The organism is Dyella sp. GSA-30, assembly GCF_027924605.1.
In the GTDB taxonomy this organism is placed as follows: domain Bacteria; phylum Pseudomonadota; class Gammaproteobacteria; order Xanthomonadales; family Rhodanobacteraceae; genus GSA-30.
In genome coordinates this window covers 345,343-360,420 of sequence record NZ_AP027042.1, presented here as the reverse complement: position 1 = coordinate 360,420, position 15,078 = coordinate 345,343, and the positions used below count along the sequence as shown (strand labels likewise).

At 63.3% G+C, this 15,078-nt stretch carries 17 protein-coding genes; 7 read left to right on the top strand and 10 right to left on the bottom strand.

Translation table 11 applies throughout. The annotated features are described in order from the left end of the window. Positions 1–3: 3 nt before the first annotated feature. The 7 genes from QMG46_RS01625 to QMG46_RS01595 form a co-directional block, all read right to left on the bottom strand. Positions 4–606: a 1-acyl-sn-glycerol-3-phosphate acyltransferase gene (locus tag QMG46_RS01625; protein WP_281850693.1), complete on the bottom strand. Its 603-nt coding sequence runs from the start codon at positions 604–606 to the stop codon at positions 4–6. Continuing rightward, entirely contained in the window at positions 603–1,025 is a 423-nt protein-coding gene (gene arfB, locus QMG46_RS01620) for an alternative ribosome rescue aminoacyl-tRNA hydrolase ArfB (protein WP_281850692.1), read from the bottom strand. The genes QMG46_RS01625 and arfB overlap by 4 nt, the downstream gene beginning before the upstream one ends. Positions 1,026–1,035: 10 nt before the next feature. Continuing rightward, a complete protein-coding gene (locus tag QMG46_RS01615; RefSeq protein ID WP_281850691.1) occupies positions 1,036–1,740 on the bottom strand; it encodes a pseudouridine synthase in 705 nt (234 codons plus the stop codon). Positions 1,741–1,931: 191 nt separating this feature from the next. Then, positions 1,932–3,584 (bottom strand): ubiquinone biosynthesis regulatory protein kinase UbiB, encoded by a 1,653-nt coding sequence (gene ubiB / locus QMG46_RS01610; RefSeq protein ID WP_281850690.1) that lies wholly within the window; start codon positions 3,582–3,584, stop codon positions 1,932–1,934. Further along, the gene (locus QMG46_RS01605; RefSeq protein WP_281850689.1) at positions 3,581–4,231 is read right to left on the bottom strand and encodes a ubiquinone biosynthesis accessory factor UbiJ; all 651 of its coding nucleotides are present in this window, start codon (positions 4,229–4,231) and stop codon (positions 3,581–3,583) included. The genes ubiB and QMG46_RS01605 overlap by 4 nt, the downstream gene beginning before the upstream one ends. 28 nt (positions 4,232–4,259) lie before the next feature. Continuing rightward, positions 4,260–4,724 (bottom strand): tRNA (uridine(34)/cytosine(34)/5-carboxymethylaminomethyluridine(34)-2'-O)-methyltransferase TrmL, encoded by a 465-nt coding sequence (trmL, locus tag QMG46_RS01600; protein WP_281852789.1) that lies wholly within the window; start codon positions 4,722–4,724, stop codon positions 4,260–4,262. A gap of 42 nt (positions 4,725–4,766) precedes the next feature. Then, positions 4,767–4,961 carry a hypothetical protein gene (locus QMG46_RS01595; protein ID WP_281850688.1) on the bottom strand — a complete coding sequence of 65 codons (195 nt, stop codon included), beginning with the start codon at positions 4,959–4,961 and terminating at the stop codon, positions 4,767–4,769. Between the two features lie 275 nt (positions 4,962–5,236). Between QMG46_RS01595 and QMG46_RS01590 the strand changes: the two genes are divergently transcribed. Together QMG46_RS01590 and QMG46_RS01585 are read left to right on the top strand one after the other, a co-directional pair. Continuing rightward, on the top strand, positions 5,237–8,098 hold the full coding sequence (locus tag QMG46_RS01590; protein ID WP_281850687.1) for a M16 family metallopeptidase: 2,862 nt from the start codon (positions 5,237–5,239) through the stop codon (positions 8,096–8,098). A gap of 111 nt (positions 8,099–8,209) precedes the next feature. Continuing rightward, positions 8,210–8,626, top strand: coding sequence for a DUF4156 domain-containing protein (locus tag QMG46_RS01585; RefSeq protein ID WP_281850686.1), 417 nt, complete (start codon positions 8,210–8,212; stop codon positions 8,624–8,626). Positions 8,627–8,715: 89 nt separating this feature from the next. Here QMG46_RS01585 and QMG46_RS01580 read toward each other — a convergent pair whose 3' ends face one another. Next, positions 8,716–9,096, bottom strand: coding sequence for an HU family DNA-binding protein (locus tag QMG46_RS01580; RefSeq protein ID WP_281850685.1), 381 nt, complete (start codon positions 9,094–9,096; stop codon positions 8,716–8,718). Positions 9,097–9,318: 222 nt separating this feature from the next. Between QMG46_RS01580 and QMG46_RS01575 the strand changes: the two genes are divergently transcribed. Genes QMG46_RS01575 through QMG46_RS01560 form a run of 4 tightly spaced genes read left to right on the top strand, consistent with a single transcriptional unit; the run spans position 9,319 to position 13,144 of the window. Continuing rightward, positions 9,319–9,813: a MarR family transcriptional regulator gene (locus tag QMG46_RS01575; protein ID WP_281850684.1), complete on the top strand. Its 495-nt coding sequence runs from the start codon at positions 9,319–9,321 to the stop codon at positions 9,811–9,813. A gap of 5 nt (positions 9,814–9,818) precedes the next feature. Continuing rightward, positions 9,819–11,951 (top strand): FUSC family protein, encoded by a 2,133-nt coding sequence (locus tag QMG46_RS01570; protein ID WP_281850683.1) that lies wholly within the window; start codon positions 9,819–9,821, stop codon positions 11,949–11,951. Beyond that, the gene (locus tag QMG46_RS01565) at positions 11,941–12,141 is read left to right on the top strand and encodes a DUF1656 domain-containing protein (RefSeq protein WP_281850682.1); all 201 of its coding nucleotides are present in this window, start codon (positions 11,941–11,943) and stop codon (positions 12,139–12,141) included. Before QMG46_RS01570 ends, QMG46_RS01565 begins: the two co-directional genes overlap by 11 nt. 10 nt (positions 12,142–12,151) lie before the next feature. Further along, a complete protein-coding gene (locus QMG46_RS01560; protein ID WP_281850681.1) occupies positions 12,152–13,144 on the top strand; it encodes an HlyD family secretion protein in 993 nt (330 codons plus the stop codon). A 148-nt stretch (positions 13,145–13,292) separates the two neighbouring features. Here QMG46_RS01560 and QMG46_RS01555 read toward each other — a convergent pair whose 3' ends face one another. Next, positions 13,293–13,895: a GNAT family N-acetyltransferase gene (locus tag QMG46_RS01555; protein WP_281850680.1), complete on the bottom strand. Its 603-nt coding sequence runs from the start codon at positions 13,893–13,895 to the stop codon at positions 13,293–13,295. 6 nt (positions 13,896–13,901) lie between these two features. Next, positions 13,902–14,108, bottom strand: a complete 207-nt coding sequence (locus QMG46_RS01550; RefSeq protein WP_281850679.1) for a YdcH family protein — start codon at positions 14,106–14,108, stop codon at positions 13,902–13,904. Between the two features lie 106 nt (positions 14,109–14,214). On the opposite strand from QMG46_RS01550, the gene ttcA reads away from it, so the two are divergent. Next, on the top strand, positions 14,215–15,078 hold the full coding sequence (gene ttcA / locus QMG46_RS01545) for a tRNA 2-thiocytidine(32) synthetase TtcA (protein ID WP_281850678.1): 864 nt from the start codon (positions 14,215–14,217) through the stop codon (positions 15,076–15,078).

Here is a 15,078-nt window from a genome sequence, read left to right as displayed (position 1 = left end):
CGTTTATTTCACCAAAGCTGCCGTGCGGTACTTGCCCTTGTAGGGCGCGAACTGCGCCTGGATCGCGGCCATATCGGCGTCGGCGTCGCCGGTGGTGTAGAACGGCGTGCCGAGCGTGAAGCTCTTGCTCGGATAGTCGATGAACAACGGCAGGATGGGCACCTGGGCATCCTGAGCGATGCGCATGAATCCGCTCTTCCAGCGCTTCACCGGCTTGCGCGTACCCTCGGGCGTAATGCCCAGCCACATCTTTTCATGCGCGGCGAAGCGCTCGACCATCTGTCCGACCACGTCGGTGGCGGCGCCACGGTTGATCGGGATCATGCCGATCGGGCGGAGAATCACGCCAAGCGGGCCTTCGACGACTTCGCGCTTGATCATGATGCCGATGTTCACGCCGGCGGCGATCTTCATCACCAGGCCCCAGAAGCCATCCCAGTACGACGAATGCGGCGCGCCGATGACGATCAGCTTGGGCAGGTCCGGCAGTTCGCCGTGCAGTCGCCAGCCGGAAAGGCGCAAGATGCCGCGCGCTACCGCCGGCCAGAAACGGCTGTTGACCGGCGGTGCGTTCGGCGGCAGCTTGGGCAGGTTCAACGAACTCATTCGCGACTCCAATCGCGCGAACGCGTTTGTTTGATCTTGCCGCGCTGCTGTTTGCCGACAAGGCGACGTTCCTTGGCGGCGCGGCTAGGCTTGGTGGCAATGCGCTTTTTTGGCGGCACCAGCACGCCGCGAATGATTTCGACCAGGCGTTCGCGCGCATCGTCGCGGTTGCGGGCCTGGTCGCGGAATCGGCGCGCCTGGATCACCAGCACACCCTCGGAGGTCAGGCGACGATCGTTGCGTGCGAGCAGACGCTCTCGGACCTCGTCGGGCAACGAAGGGGACGATTGCACATCGAAGCGCAGTTCCACCGCGCTCTCCGTGCGATTGACGTGTTGGCCGCCGGGGCCGTCGGCGCGCAAAAAGCGCTCGACCAGCTCCGCTTCGGGCAGCACGATGGAACGGCTGACGGTAAGCATGACGCGCAGTTTAGCCTAAGGCTGGCAAAACCCATCCGAAGCGCGCGAGCAGCCCCTCGAAGGCGGCATCCAGCGGTGCGTCGATCCGCATCGCCTCGCCGCTGACGGGGTGGCGAAAGCTCAACCGCCAAGCGTGCAGCAGCATCCGGTGGCAGCTGAAATATTGCTTGTAAAGGCGATTATGGTCGCTGCGCCCGTGCTGGCAGTCGCCGATCACCGGGTGGTGGATATGCGCCAGATGCTTGCGGATCTGCCGGAAGCGGCCGGTCTCGGGCTCGGCCAGCAACAGGGCGTAGCGCTGCTGCGGATAGCGGCCAAGCGCGATGGCCTGCTCGGTGGTCGCCAGCCGCTGGTAGCGCGTGCGCGCATCGCGGCGCGGGCCGGTGTCGCGCGAGCCGGGCAGGGGATAGTCGACGATACCTTGCTCGGGCTCGGGCCAGCCGCGGACCACGGTCAGGTACTGCTTGTGCACATCGCGGCCCATGAACTGCTCGCCTAGGGCGGCTGCGACCTCGCTGCTGCGCGCAATCAGCAGCACGCCGCTGGTGGCGCGATCGAGGCGATGGGCCAGGTAGACCGTGCCACCGACTTGCTCGCGCAGTTCGTCGATCAGAAAGACATCGGCATTGCCGACCATTTTCGAACGATGCACGGCCATGCCCGCGGGCTTGTTGACCGCGATGATGGCGTCGTCCTGGTGGAGAATCTGGAGCAAGGGCGTCTTAGTTGTGAGTGAAGAGGAGTGAGGAGTGAGTGGTAAGGCGCAAGGTTCAGAATTCATCTCCTATGCGTCATTCCGGCGCAGGCCGGAATCCATTCCTCAATGTGGCCGCTTGCCAAAAGTTATCTGACAAGCGAGGGCAGAGGAATGGGTCCCGGCCTGCGCCGGGACGACGGGACGAGAGGTTATCGCTGTTTGCGGGGCCAGCTTGCGATGAATGCGGCGATGCCAGCGATGCCGGTGATGATGGCGGGCCAGATGCCATAGACGCCAACCCCAAGCGCAAGCAGCGAGGCAACGATCAGCAGGCTGCCGCCGAGCATGGCGCTTGCCACGGTGCGTCGCTGCATCCGTGCAGCGAACTCCTGCTGCGTCAGCATCAGCGGATCGACGCGCTGCTGTTGATCACCGCGCGCCACCTGACGCAGCGCATCGCGAATCAGCTCCGGGAATTGCGGTGCGGCATGGAACCACTCGGGCAGGCGCTTGCGCACATCGCGTAAGGTGCGCAACGGGCTGTAGCGCTGGCGCAGGATGCGCTTGAGCACTGGATGCGCTACGGACCAGATATCGATATCCGGGTCGAGCGTGCGGCCGACGCCTTCGATATTGAGCAGGGTCTTTTGCAGCAGGATCAGCTGCGGCTGCAAGGTGAGCTCGAAGCGGCGCGCGGTCTGGAACAATTTGACGACCAGTTCGGCCAGCGAGATCTGCGACAGCGGGCGGGTGAAATAGGGCTCGCATACCGTGCGCACAGCTGCTTCCAGTTCGTCCAGGCGCACGCTGGTGGGCATCCAGCCAGCATCGACGTGCAACTGCGCGATACGCGCGTAATCGCGCTCGAACAGTGCAATGAAGTTCTGTGCCAGCCAATACTGATCGGCTTCGGGCAACGAACCCATGATGCCGAAATCCAGCGCGATAAAGCGCGGCTCGTCGACGCGCTGCACGTCGACCCAGATATTGCCGGGATGCGCATCGGCGTGGAAAAAATTATCCCGGAAGACCTGCTCGTAAAACACGCGCACGCCCTTGGCCGCGAGTGCCTTACGGTCGATGCCGGCCGCTTCGATGGCGGCAACGTCGTCCGCGCTGACGCCGTACACGCGCTCCAGCGTCAATACGCCGGAGGTCGTCAGATCCCAGTGCACCTCGGGGACGTAAAGGTCCACGCCGCTCTGAAAATTGCGTCGCAGCAGGCTCGCGCTGGCGCCTTCGCGCTGCAGGTCCAGCTCGTTTGCCAGCATTTTTTCGACTTCGGCGACCACGTCGAGCGGGCGAATCTTGTCCGCATTGGGGTGCCAGCGCTGCGCCAGCTCGCCCAGCGAATGCAGCAACGAGATGTCACGGGCGATTTTCTTCTCGATGCCGGGACGCAGCACCTTGACCACCACCGCGCGACCGTCATGCAAGGTCGCCGCGTGCACCTGCGCGATCGACGCGGATGCCAGTGCGGTTTCGTCGAAGCTGCTGTACAACGTCGTGACCGAAGCTTTCAGCTCGCGCTCGACGATGGCGCGCGCTTCGCCGCCCGGGAAGGGCGGTACCTGGTCCTGCAGCAGCGCCAGTTCGTCGGCGATGTCGGCCGGAACGAGATCGCGCCGTGTCGACAATACCTGGCCGGCCTTGACGAAGATCGGGCCCAGCTCGGTCATGGCCAGGCGCAAACGTTCGCCGCGCGGGAGCTTGGACACGTCGACACGTGGACGTCCGACGAAGGGTCGTAGCAGTTTCAGCGGGCGGAACAGGTGTGCCGCGTCGACCAGTTCGTCCAGTCGATAGGCCAAGAGCACGGAGGCGACGCGCAGCAGCCCCGGTACGACTTTCAGAGGCGTCACGCGCGCGTTCCTTTCAATTTTTGTTCCAGGCGTGCAAGCCGCGATTCCAGGCGTTCGCTGCGTTCGCGCAATAGATCGACGCCGTCGAGAAAACCTTCCGCCTCACCCGGCGCTACGGCCAGGCGCGTTTCGTCACGCAGCCAGTCGGCGCCATCTTCGGTGAGGTGTTTGGCGCTGATGCGCGCGTGGCTCAACCCCTTGCGGACGGCCTTGGCCAGCGGCACGCCGAGCACGTCGCCGAAAGTACGCGCGAAGGCTTCTTCGAAATCGGGTGCGAACTGGCTGGCGAGTTTCTCCAGTCGACGCGCCAGATCGGCATCGCCGGCGATGTCCACCTTGCCCGGTGCGATACCGTCTTCACCGCGGCGCAATGCCATCGCAAGCAGGCTGCCGGGCGACGCAGCCACGCGTAGCTGGCTGTCTTCGCGCGCCGGCCCGACCTTGAGGCGGTCGCCCTCGACGGTGACGGTCATGGCCAGTTCGGGGCCGCGTAGATGGATCTGCACGCTGCGGCCGTCGAGCGCGGCCAGTCGCTGCATGCTGTCCGGATCGAGCGACAAGCTGTGGTTGAGCGCCGTTTCGAGCGCGCGGCCGGCGAGTACGCGCAGCGGTCGCGGCAGCAAGGGGCGTGGGGCGGTATCGGTCATTTGACCATTGTAGCGGCGAGGGGAGCCTTTAGCCTGCGCCGGCAAACCCCAGTTGGCGCCATGCCTCATACACCGCTACAGCGACGGTATTGGAAAGATTGAGGCTGCGGCTATCGGGGCGCATCGGCAGGCGCAAGCGTTGCTCGGCGGGGATTGCATCCAGTACGTCGGCGGGCAGGCCGGCAGTTTCACAGCCGAACAGGAAGGCATCGCCGTCGGCATAGTTTGCCTCGACGTGCGCAACCCGGCCGCGCGTGGAGAAGGCGAACACTCTGGGCGAGCCTATCGCTTGCAGGCAGCTGGCGAGGTCGTCGTGCACCGCCAGCTGCGCGTACTCGTGATAGTCCAGGCCGGCGCGCTTGAGGCGGGCATCATCGAGTTCGAAGCCCAGCGGGCGGATCAGATGCAGTGCGGCGCCGGTGTTGGCGCACAGCCGAATCACATTGCCGGTGTTGGGTGGAATCTCAGGGCGGAAAAGAATGACATGCAGCATGCGGCCATTATCGGTCATCGGCCGCGCGAACGGCTGAGTTTCTCAGCCGTTGCTGGCAAGCGGGCAAATCACGCCATCGTGTACGGCACACACCGCCGGGGCGATCAGCTTGTTGCTGCCATTGGCGGCCAGGCGCACGGCGTCGGGCGAGGCGTTGACCATCGCGCCCATCACCAGGGCACATACCAGCATGCAAGCGACGAACAGGCTACGCATCATCAAGGCTTCGAATTTCATGGCATTGCTTCCTTCGCTGAAGTTATGAGGTCTTGCACGAGGTATATGGCAAGTGCCGTGCCAAGCCGAAAATTGAAGTTATATCGTTGATTAAATGGACTATTTCTGCGTCACCTGGTTGCGCCCAAGTTGTCCGCGGACAGCGGACGGTCTTGCCCGGACAACCGCGCGGACACTCAAAGCGTGCGGCGGACAACCCTGCCATTGGTCATTTGCACGGCGTCAGGCCCGCCACTAGCCTCGACGGAATCACTTCAGTGAAAAGGAGGTTCGTCATGGCAAGACCTTTCGCCCTGCTGGCTGCGGGAGCAATGATGGTGCTGGGCGTGGGCGCGATGCCGCCGCTGCAAGCCGCCCCGGCCGGCCAGGCCATTCCCGATATCGCGTTTACCCGTTTCACCCTGCCCAATGGCCTGACCGTCGTGGTGCATGAAGACCACAAGGCGCCGGTGGTGGCAGTGAGCGTGTGGTATCACGTCGGTTCGGGCGACGAGCCCAAGGGCAAGACCGGTTTTGCGCATTTGTTCGAGCACCTGATGTTCTCAGGCTCGGAAAACCACAAGGGCACCTACTTCCAGCCGTTCGAGCTGGCCGGTGCCACCGACCAGAACGGCACCACCTGGTTCGACCGCACCAATTATTTCGAGACGGTGCCGACCACGGCGCTGGACATGGCCTTGTGGATGGAGTCCGACCGCATGGGCCATCTGCTCGGTGCGATCGGCCAGAAAGAGCTCGATACGCAGCGCGGCGTCGTACAGAACGAAAAGCGCCAGGGCGAAAACCGCCCGTATGGCCGTGTCGATCAGAACATTCTCTACAACACCTATCCGGCCAACCATCCGTATCACCACGATACGATCGGCTCGATGGATGATTTGAACGCTGCCTCACTCGGTGACGTGAAGCAGTGGTTCCACGATTACTATGGCGCGGCCAATACCACCCTGGTGCTGGCCGGCGACATTACGGTGGCGCAGGCGAAGGAAAAGGCCGAGAAGTATTTCGGCGATATTCCGGCTGGCCCGCCGGTGCCGCGTCAGCAGGCGTGGATCACGCCGCTGGAAAAGAGCACGCATGGCATTCAGCACGATCATGTCGCGCAGCCGCGCATCTATCGCACCTGGGTAGTGCCGCAGCTCGGTACGGACGATGCGATCCAGCTCGATCTGGCCGCAGCCGCCTTGGGTGGCGGCAAGACCTCGCGTCTGTACCAGCGCCTGGTCTATCAGGACAAGCTGGTCGACAGTGTTTCCGCGGACGTGTCGGCGTTTGCGCTGGGCAGTCAGTTCCAGATCCAGGCCGACGTGAAGCAGGGCGTGGATCCGGCCAAGGTCGAAGCGGTGATCGACGAGGTGCTCAAGCAGTTCCTCGCCGAAGGTCCGACCCAGGATGAACTCGATCGCGCCAAGGTGGCCGGACGCGCGGGCTTCGTGCGCGGCCTGGAAAAAGTCGGTGGCTTTGGTGGCAAGGCGGTGATCCTGGCCGAAGGTCAGGTGTATCGCGGCGACCCGGGCGCCTACAAGAAAGATCTGCAGCGCGTAGCCGATGCCACCGTCGCCAGCGTCAAGACAGCAGCGGATCATTGGTTGAACAAGGGCAACTACGATCTGACCGTGCTTCCCGCCGGCAAGGACTTCAATCCCGATCAGGAGGACGCCAAGGTCTCCAAATTGGCAGCGGCTCCAGGTCGTCCGGAAGCGAAACTGCCGGCCAAGCATGAATACACCGTCGCCAAGACCCAGCTCGATCGCAGCAAGGGCGTGCCGCAGGTCGAGCAGTTCCCCGACCTGAGCTTCCCCAAGCTGGAGCGCGGCAAGCTCAAGAACGGTATCGAAGTGATCCTGGCCCAGCGGCACACGATTCCGGTGACCCAGATCGAATTGCTGTTCGACGCGGGTTACGCGGCCGACCACGGCAACAAGCTCGGCACGGCGGCTTTTACCGCGGCCTTGATGGCCGAAAGCACCAAGGATCTCGACTCGGTCGAAATCTCCAAGCGCAAGCAGCGCCTGGGTGCATTGACCGGTGTCGGTTGCAGCCTCGATGCCTGCACGGCCACGCTCAATGCCTTGAACGATCAGCTGACGCCGTCGCTGTCGCTGTTTGCCGACATCGTGCGCAATCCCGCGTTCAAGGCCGAGGACGTCGAGCGCATTCGTGGCCAGTGGCTCGCGCGCATCGCGCAGGAAAAGACCCAGCCGACCGGCCTGGCCCTGCGTAGCCTGCCGCCGCTGCTGTACGGCGCGGACAACCCGTACGGCGTGCCGTTTACCGGCTCGGGCACCGAGGCGTCGATCGGCGCCATGCAGGGCGCGGACCTGCAGGCCTTCCACAGCAACTGGCTGCGCCCGGACAACGTGAAGATCATCGTGGCCGGCGACACCACGCTGGACAAGATCATCCCGGAACTCGATGCCGCATTCGGCGATTGGACCCCGGCAGCCACGGCCAAGCCGACCAAGAACCTCGCTCACGTCGCCGCGCAGGCCAAGCCACGCGTGTTCCTGATCGATCGCCCGGATGCGCCGCAGTCGCTCATCCTGGCCGGTCTGCTGGCGCCGTCGACCAAGGCGGCGAACAACCAGGCGATCGAAACGGCCAATGGTGCGTTCGGCGGCAGCTTCACCTCACGCCTGAACATGAATCTGCGCGAAGACAAGCGTTGGGCCTATGGCGCTTTCAGCTTCATGCAGGATGCCGTGGGTCAGCGCCCCTTCCTGATGTATGCCCCGGTGCAGACCGACAAGACCGCCGAGTCGGCCAACGAGGTCTACAAGGAAGCCGTGGCGGTCATCGGCGCCAAGCCGCTGACCGAAGAGGAAGTCGACAAGATCAAGTCCTCGGACATCCGCGGCCTGCCGGGCAGCTTCGAAACCACCAGTGCGGTGCTGGGTGCGGTCGAGGAGATCGTGCAGTTCGATCGTCCGGACGACTATGTGCAGACGCTCAAGCAGCACATCGAAGCCGTGCACCAGCCGGCCGCCCAGGCGGCGATCAAGGAGATCGTCACGCCGCAGGCGATCACCTGGGTGATCGTGGGCGACCTGAAGAAGATCGAGCAGCCGGTACGCGCGCTGAAGCTGGGCGACGTGCAGGTGATCGACGCCGACGGCAAGCCGGTGGCGGGCAAGTAAACGTGCGTGCCGTTCAGCCGCGCTTGGGCTGAACGGACCATCTCACGCTACGATGATGGCCGGGTAGGCGACTACCCGGCTTTTTTCATGGCAGATACCGCGGAGCTATCCATGCGCAAGACCCTGTTGTTGCTCGTTCCCACCATTGCGCTCAGTGCCTGTACCTGGGGCATCACGCTGACCGATGAGGCCAAGAACGTCCACACGGCCTGGCACGGCGATGTGTCCTCCTGCCGCGATCTGGGCAAGGTCACGGTGTCGGTGCAGGACCATGTCGGTCCGGTCAATCGCAATGACATCAAGGTACGTGACGAGCTGGAAGTGCTGGCACGCAACGAAGCGGCCACCATGCATGCGGACACGATCAAGCCGTTGGCCGAACCGGTGGATGGTTCGCAGGCCTGGGGTGCGTATTCGTGCGGTGCGCGTCCCGTCGGCGAGGAGCGTCGTCGCGACGCCGGTGCGAGTCAGCCGCAGCAGCCGGGCTCGGCGGGCGGGGCACAGACGTTTCCGGTGAAAGGCGGTTAGGTCGTTCGTCGATCCGACACACAAAAAAGGCGGCCCTCAGGCCGCCTTTTTTGTTGCCACGCGCCAGGAAGAGGCGCGCGACGTAAGACTTAGACCGCTGCGTCCTTGAGCTTCTTCAGCGGACGGATCTTCACCTTCACGGTGGCCGGCTTGGCGGCGAACCACTGCTCTTCCTTGGTGAACGGGTTGATGCCCTTGCGCTTCGGCTTGGCCGGAACGCTGATGGCGGTGATCTTCAGCAGGCCCGGCAGGGTGAAGGAGCCAGCGCCCTTCTTGTGCACGGAACCTGCAACGGCGCCTTCCAGCGCGGCCAGGACGGCGCGCACGTCTTTGGAGACAACGCCGGTGGCTTCGACCAGGTGGGCGACCAGGCCCGACTTGCTCAGGGTTTCTTTGATCGGCTTCGGAGCGGCCGGAGCTTTGGCCGCGGCCTTCGGGGCCGCTTTCTTGGTTGCTGCTTTCTTCGCCATGGATATCCCCGTGGTGGTTTGTGTAGTTACCAGTTTTGCCGGTTGGCAGTGCGAAATGTAGGGGAAGTTTGCGTATTGAGAAACCCCTTTTTTGCACGACGTTAAGGCGTTTTTCCGAGAACGGTCTTGCGGCAGTGCCCGAGGGGGCATATCATTCATATATAGATAATACACATATGTAACAATTTTAGCCGTCCAAACGCCCTGATCGAGCATGCGCAGATGAGCAGTTTCGAAGCAACCGAACAACGCCTGGCCATTACTTGCCGCCGTCATCCGGCCTTTCCGCGCGAGCCTGCGGTAGTAGTACGCCTGATCAAGCATTTGCACAAACGCATTCACGACGACGCCAATGCCGTGCTGCGTCCCTGGGGCATCAACCATCCGGAATACAACATCCTGATGATGATGTACGGCACGGAAGGGTATACCTTAAATCCATCACAGTTGGCCGATGCCGCCGGGGAGAAGTCGGCCAACATCACACGGTTGACCAACGAACTTTGCGACAAGGGACTGATCGAGCGCACGGCCAGCGATGAAGACCGCCGCAAGATCACCCTGACCCTGACTGCCGAAGGTGTAGCGATGATCGAGAGCTTTTTGCCCGATATCTGCGCCCTGCTCGAACGCCAGACCACGGGCTTGCAGTCGCGCGACCTGGCGCAGCTCGAGCGTCTGCTGAAGAAATTCCTCGTCCAGCTCGAACGGGATTGAACGGGATGTCAGCGGTCATCAAGGAAAACCTCTCGGCCTGGACCCGGCGCTGGCCATGGCTGCCGGAGTTCCTTGCCGGCGAGCGCAGTTCGTGGGCGTTCGTGTTCAAGGCGCTGCTGGCGATGTATCTGGCCGCATGGCTGGCGATGTGGCTGCAGTTGGAGGCGCCGGCCACCTCGATGATTACCGTGGTGCTGGTGATCCATCCGCACAGCGGCATGGTGCTGGCGAAAAGCTTCTATCGGGCGATCGGTACGCTCGCAGGCAGCACGTTCGGTCTGGTCTTGATGGGGTTGTTTCCGCAGCAGCGCGAACTGTTCCTGCTCAGCCTCTCGCTATGGGTGGGCCTGTGCGCCGGTGGCGCCATGCTGTACCGCAACTTCATGTCCTATGGCTTCGTGCTGGCTGGCTATACGGCGGCGATCGTCGCTCTGCCGGCGATCAATGCGCCGCTGACGGTATTCGACTCGGCCGTGATGCGCGTGAGCGAGGTGATGCTCGGGATCATCGTGGCCGGCGTGGTCAGCGACGTCGTCTGGCCGGGTAGTCTGCGTAACGTCCTGCGCCAGCGTCTTGCCGAACACTTTGCGCATTTCATCGATTTTGCACGCGACAGCCTGGTTGGCGGGATCGCGCGCGAAGACATGGAGCGCGCGCATCTGCGCTTCGTTCGGGCGGCCGTGGAACTGGAGGACCTGCGTTCCAGCGTGATCTTCGAAGATCCCGAAGCGCGCGCCCGCAGCGGTCGCATGCAGTTGCTCAACCAGCGCTACATGGCGGCGGCGACCAGCTTTCAGTCGTTGCATCACCTGATCAACCGCATGCTGCGTCATGGGCGTCAGCCGGTCGCCGAGGCTTTGATCGAGCTGTACGCGCCCATCGGCGAAGCGTTGTCGCCGGAAGTACGCGATCGTCATCAGCCGGAGATTCTGGCCACGCGCCTGCAGGCGAGCGTAACGCGCATTCCGCCGCTGGCGGCCCAGTTGCGTACGCGTTTCGAAGACGCCACTTCACTGCTCGAATTCGATACCGGACAGTTGCTGCTGCGTCGTTTCGCCGAAGAGCTGCGCGAGTTCAGCGCGCTGTATGCCTCGATGCGCGAGCAGCGCCAGCGCGGCAGCGTCGAGCGCGCCGGATTTCATCGCGGCAACGACTATGCCGGCGCCTCGGTGGCGGTGTTGCGTACGTTTCTTACCATGATCGCGTTGAGCGCGATGTGGATCATCAGCGGTTGGACGTACGGTGCCGGGGCGATGTTGCTGGCAACGATCTTCAGTGGACTGTACGCAACGTCGGCGCACCCGCTGGCGGCCACGTCGTATACCTGGGTGGGTTATGCGTTGGGCCTGCTGGCCGCGTTCTTCATGACCTTCTGGTTGCTGCCGGGCAGCGACGGCTTTGTGATGCTGATCGCAGCCAGCGCGCCGTTGTTGCTGATCGGCCCCTATCTGATGACCCGCAACACGCTGCCGGGCACGGGTGTGGGCTATACGCTCGGCTTCGTCTACATCCTGGCGTTGAAGAATCCGATGGTCTACGACCCGGAGCGTTTCATCAACGATGGCATCTCGCAGCTGGTGGGCCTGGGCTTGACCGGCGTTGCCTTCATATTCGTGCCGGCGGTAACCGGCAGCCTGTGGCAGCGCCGTCGCCAGCTGCAGCAGTTGCGCCGTCAGGTCGTGTTGGCCGCCACCGCACCCGTGGACGGCCTGTTGTATCGCTTCGAAAGCATCAATCGCGATCTTTTCCAGCAGATCACCGTGCACACCGGCCCCGGCTCGGACGAATCGCGTCAGCTGCTGGCGTGGGCTTTTTCGGTGCACGAATGCGGGCGCGCGGTGATCGAATTGCGCCAGGCTGCCGCGCAGGGCGATCTGCCCGAGCGCGTGGAGAGCGCGGTCGATGACGCGGTCGCGCGGGTGGCCGAACTTTATCTGGCACCCGATGCTTCGCGGTGGAGTCGCGCCGAACGCGCTGTCGAGCTTGCGATCGATGCTGGCATGCAGGTGCCATCCTCCGCACAAAGCCGCTGCCCGGCCATCCTGGCGCAACTGCATATATTGCGCGGCGCGCTGCGCGACGACGAAACCGCATTGGCGGTGTACATCACGCCCAAGGAGATGCCCGATGCCTCGTGAAATCGCTATCGGCGGTGCGCTGATTCCCGGCCTGCTCCCAATCTTTCTCGGTTGTCTGCTGCTGCTTTGGATCATCGATGCGATCGTCGGTCGCTTCGGTCTCTATCGCTACGTCTGGCACCCACCCCTGTTTCGCGTTGCCCTGTTCGTTTGCCTGTTCGGCGTTGCCGGCCTTTTGCTGCTTCCCTAAAGAGCGTGTCATGAAGAGTCAATCCATACTTCGCGTTGCGATCACGGCCCTGGTGGTCGTCATGGCGGCCTTTCTCGGTCACGCCTTGTGGCGGCACTACATCTACTCGCCGTGGACGCGCGACGGGCGCGTGCGCGCGGAAGTGGTACGGATCGCGCCCGATGTGTCGGGGCTGGTGACCAAGGTGCCGGTGTACGACAACGATTTCGTACACAAGGGCGACCTGCTGATGGAAATCGACCAGGAGCGTTACCGCAATGCGGTGTCGCTGGCGCAGGCCAACCTCGCGTCGGCCGAAGCCAATGCGCGTGCGGCCGGCGCCAATATCAACGCGGCGCTCGCTGCTGCTGCGGCACGCAAGGCGGAGTTCCAGATGCGCCGGGAGCAATCCGATCGCCGCGAAAAACTGGGCGAGCTGATCGCTAAGGAAGACCGCGCCGATGCGGCATCTACCGCCAACTCCGCCCTGGCCAGCTGGCAGCAGGCGCAGGCCGGTGGCAATCAGGCGAATGCGGCGCGTGCGCAGGCGCAGGCGGCGGTGGAGCAGGCGCAAGTATCGCTGGATCTGGCTACGTTGAACCTGGAGCGCACCGCCGTGCGCGCGCCGGTCGATGGCTATGTCACCAACCTGGACGTGCGCGTCGGCGATTACGCCGCCACTGGCAGTCCGCGCATGGCGCTTATCGATAGCCACAGTTATTACATCTACGGCTATTTCGAGGAAACCAAGATTCCGCACCTGCGTATCGGCGACCCGGTGAAGATTCGGCTGATGAGCGGTGGCACGCGCCTGGATGGCAAGATCATCGGCGTCGCCCGCGGCATCACCGATGCGGACAATCCCACGGGTACCGATCTGCTGGCCAAGGTCAATCCGACATTTAACTGGGTGCGTCTGGCGCAGCGCGTTCCGGTGCGTATTGCGATCGATACGGATCACATGCCTGAAGGAACATTGCTGGCGGCGGGGATGACGGCGACGATCGAGGTGCAGCCGCGGTAGTGGTAGTTGCTAGCCCCCTCACCCCCGGCAAAGCCAGGGGAGAGGGGGTTGACTGAGGTGAACTTCAGTATTTCGTACTTGCGCAACCTGCTCCCTCTCCCCTGGCTTTGCCGGGGGAGAGGGCTGGGGTGAGGGGGGCTTTTGGCTTTTAAGGCCGCGTGCCAATCAACCGCCCAAGCCGCAAACCCAGCCACTTCTCCACATCCGCCCATTCGCGATCGAGAATGCTGTAGCAAACCGTATCGCGTAGTGAGCCATCAGGCCGGCGCTTGTGGTTGCGCAGCACGCCTTCGCGCACGGCGCCCAGCCGTTCGATCGCGCGCTGCGAATCCTGGTTGCGATGATCGGTGTGAAATTCCACTGCCACGCAGCCGAGCGTTTCGAATGCGTGCTTAAGCAACAGGCGTTTGCAGGCGGTGTTGACGTGGCTTTTCTGCCAACGTTTCGCATACCAGGTATAGCCGATGGCCACGCGACGCGGATCGTCCACATAGTCATAGAAACGCGTGGTGCCAACGATTTCACCGCTGCGCTTTTCGCGAACCGCGAACGGCAGCATCAATCCCGCCTGATGACCGGCCAGGGCCTTGTCTACGTATTGGCCCATCTTGCCGGGTGCTGGTGCACTGGTGAACCACAGGTTCCAGAGTTCGCCATCGGCAGCAGCCGCTTCCAGGCCCGGAATGTGATCGTGTTGCAGCGGCTCGAGGGCGACGTGGTCGTCTTCCAGCACGGCTAGGGGCAGGGGCATGCCGGTTCAGGCGTCCAGATCAGGAATGAGCTTGCTTTCCAGGCGCGCGATCGCGTCCTTGAGCAAGAGTTTGCGCTTTTTCATTCGCGTCAGCTGCAGCTCGTCGCGGCCGATGGCCGCGGCCATATGCTCGATGGCGGCGTCCAGGTCGCGGTGCTCGATCCGCAGCTCGGCCAGGAGATGGGCGATTTGGGCGGGATCTTGAACCGGCATGAGCACTTGGCACTTAAAGGAACGGCGGCGGAACCCCAAGTGTACGCCAGCCGGCTGGCCCCGGGGCGGTTACAATAGCCGCAGGTCCCTTCTCTTCCCTCCCTTCATGTCCGCCCAGCCCGAACCCTCTCGCAAGCAGGCCTACGAGGCCGGCAAGCTCGCCAAGCGCCTGCGTCATCAGGTCGGCCAGGCGATCGCCGACTTCAACATGATCGAGGCCGGCGACAAGGTGATGGTGTGCCTGTCCGGTGGCAAGGACTCCTACACGATGCTCGACCTGCTGCTGTCGCTGCAGGTCAAGGCGCCGGTGCGCTTCGAGTTGATTGCGGTGAATCTGGATCAGAAGCAGCCGGACTTCCCCGAGCATGTCCTGCCGGAATACCTGCGTGGGCGTGGCGTGCCCTTCCATATCATCGAGCAGGACACCTACAGCACGGTCACGCGGGTGATTCCCGCCGGCAAGACCATGTGCAGCCTGTGCTCGCGCCTGCGGCGCGGCGCGCTGTATCGCTGGGCATCGGAAAACGGCATCACCAAGATCGCGCTGGGGCATCATCGAGACGATATTCTGGGGACGTTTTTCCTGAACCTGTTCTACCAGGGCAGCCTCAAGGCGATGCCGCCCAAGCTGCGCTCGGACGACGGCAGCCACGTGGTGATCCGTCCGATGGCGTATTGCAAGGAAAGCGATATCGCCGAATACGCGCAGGCGCGCGAATTTCCGATCATTCCCTGTAACCTGTGCGGCTCGCAGGAAAATCTCCAGCGCAAGGCGGTCAAGCGCATGCTGGAAGACTGGGAGCGTCAGCAGCCCGGGCGCAGCGAGACGATTTTTCGCGCGCTGGGCAATGTCGCGCCGTCGCAGCTGACCGACCGCGCCCTGTTCGATTTCGCTTCGCTTGGTGCGCGGGTGGATGCACCGCCAGTCGATATCCATGCATGGCTGGCCGGAACCTCCGATGACGCGTAA

What these genes read in the sequence shown, in the direction of transcription:
- QMG46_RS01560 (WP_281850681.1), top strand. Translation starts at nt 12,152, where the DNA reads ATGAAGAGTCAATCCATACTTCGCGTTGCGATCACGGCCCTGGTGGTC.
- QMG46_RS01550 (WP_281850679.1), bottom strand. Translation starts at nt 14,108, where the DNA reads ATGCCGGTTCAAGATCCCGCCCAAATCGCCCATCTCCTGGCCGAGCTG.
- QMG46_RS01555 (WP_281850680.1), bottom strand. Translation starts at nt 13,895, where the DNA reads ATGCCCCTGCCCCTAGCCGTGCTGGAAGACGACCACGTCGCCCTCGAG.
- QMG46_RS01580 (WP_281850685.1), bottom strand. Translation starts at nt 9,096, where the DNA reads ATGGCGAAGAAAGCAGCAACCAAGAAAGCGGCCCCGAAGGCCGCGGCC.
- QMG46_RS01605 (WP_281850689.1), bottom strand. Translation starts at nt 4,231, where the DNA reads ATGACCGATACCGCCCCACGCCCCTTGCTGCCGCGACCGCTGCGCGTA.
- QMG46_RS01595 (WP_281850688.1), bottom strand. Translation starts at nt 4,961, where the DNA reads ATGAAATTCGAAGCCTTGATGATGCGTAGCCTGTTCGTCGCTTGCATG.
- ttcA (WP_281850678.1), top strand. Translation starts at nt 14,215, where the DNA reads ATGTCCGCCCAGCCCGAACCCTCTCGCAAGCAGGCCTACGAGGCCGGC.
- trmL (WP_281852789.1), bottom strand. Translation starts at nt 4,724, where the DNA reads ATGCTGCATGTCATTCTTTTCCGCCCTGAGATTCCACCCAACACCGGC.
- QMG46_RS01570 (WP_281850683.1), top strand. Translation starts at nt 9,819, where the DNA reads ATGTCAGCGGTCATCAAGGAAAACCTCTCGGCCTGGACCCGGCGCTGG.
- QMG46_RS01625 (WP_281850693.1), bottom strand. Translation starts at nt 606, where the DNA reads ATGAGTTCGTTGAACCTGCCCAAGCTGCCGCCGAACGCACCGCCGGTC.
- QMG46_RS01565 (WP_281850682.1), top strand. Translation starts at nt 11,941, where the DNA reads ATGCCTCGTGAAATCGCTATCGGCGGTGCGCTGATTCCCGGCCTGCTC.
- QMG46_RS01575 (WP_281850684.1), top strand. Translation starts at nt 9,319, where the DNA reads ATGAGCAGTTTCGAAGCAACCGAACAACGCCTGGCCATTACTTGCCGC.
- QMG46_RS01585 (WP_281850686.1), top strand. Translation starts at nt 8,210, where the DNA reads ATGCGCAAGACCCTGTTGTTGCTCGTTCCCACCATTGCGCTCAGTGCC.
- arfB (WP_281850692.1), bottom strand. Translation starts at nt 1,025, where the DNA reads ATGCTTACCGTCAGCCGTTCCATCGTGCTGCCCGAAGCGGAGCTGGTC.
- QMG46_RS01590 (WP_281850687.1), top strand. Translation starts at nt 5,237, where the DNA reads ATGGCAAGACCTTTCGCCCTGCTGGCTGCGGGAGCAATGATGGTGCTG.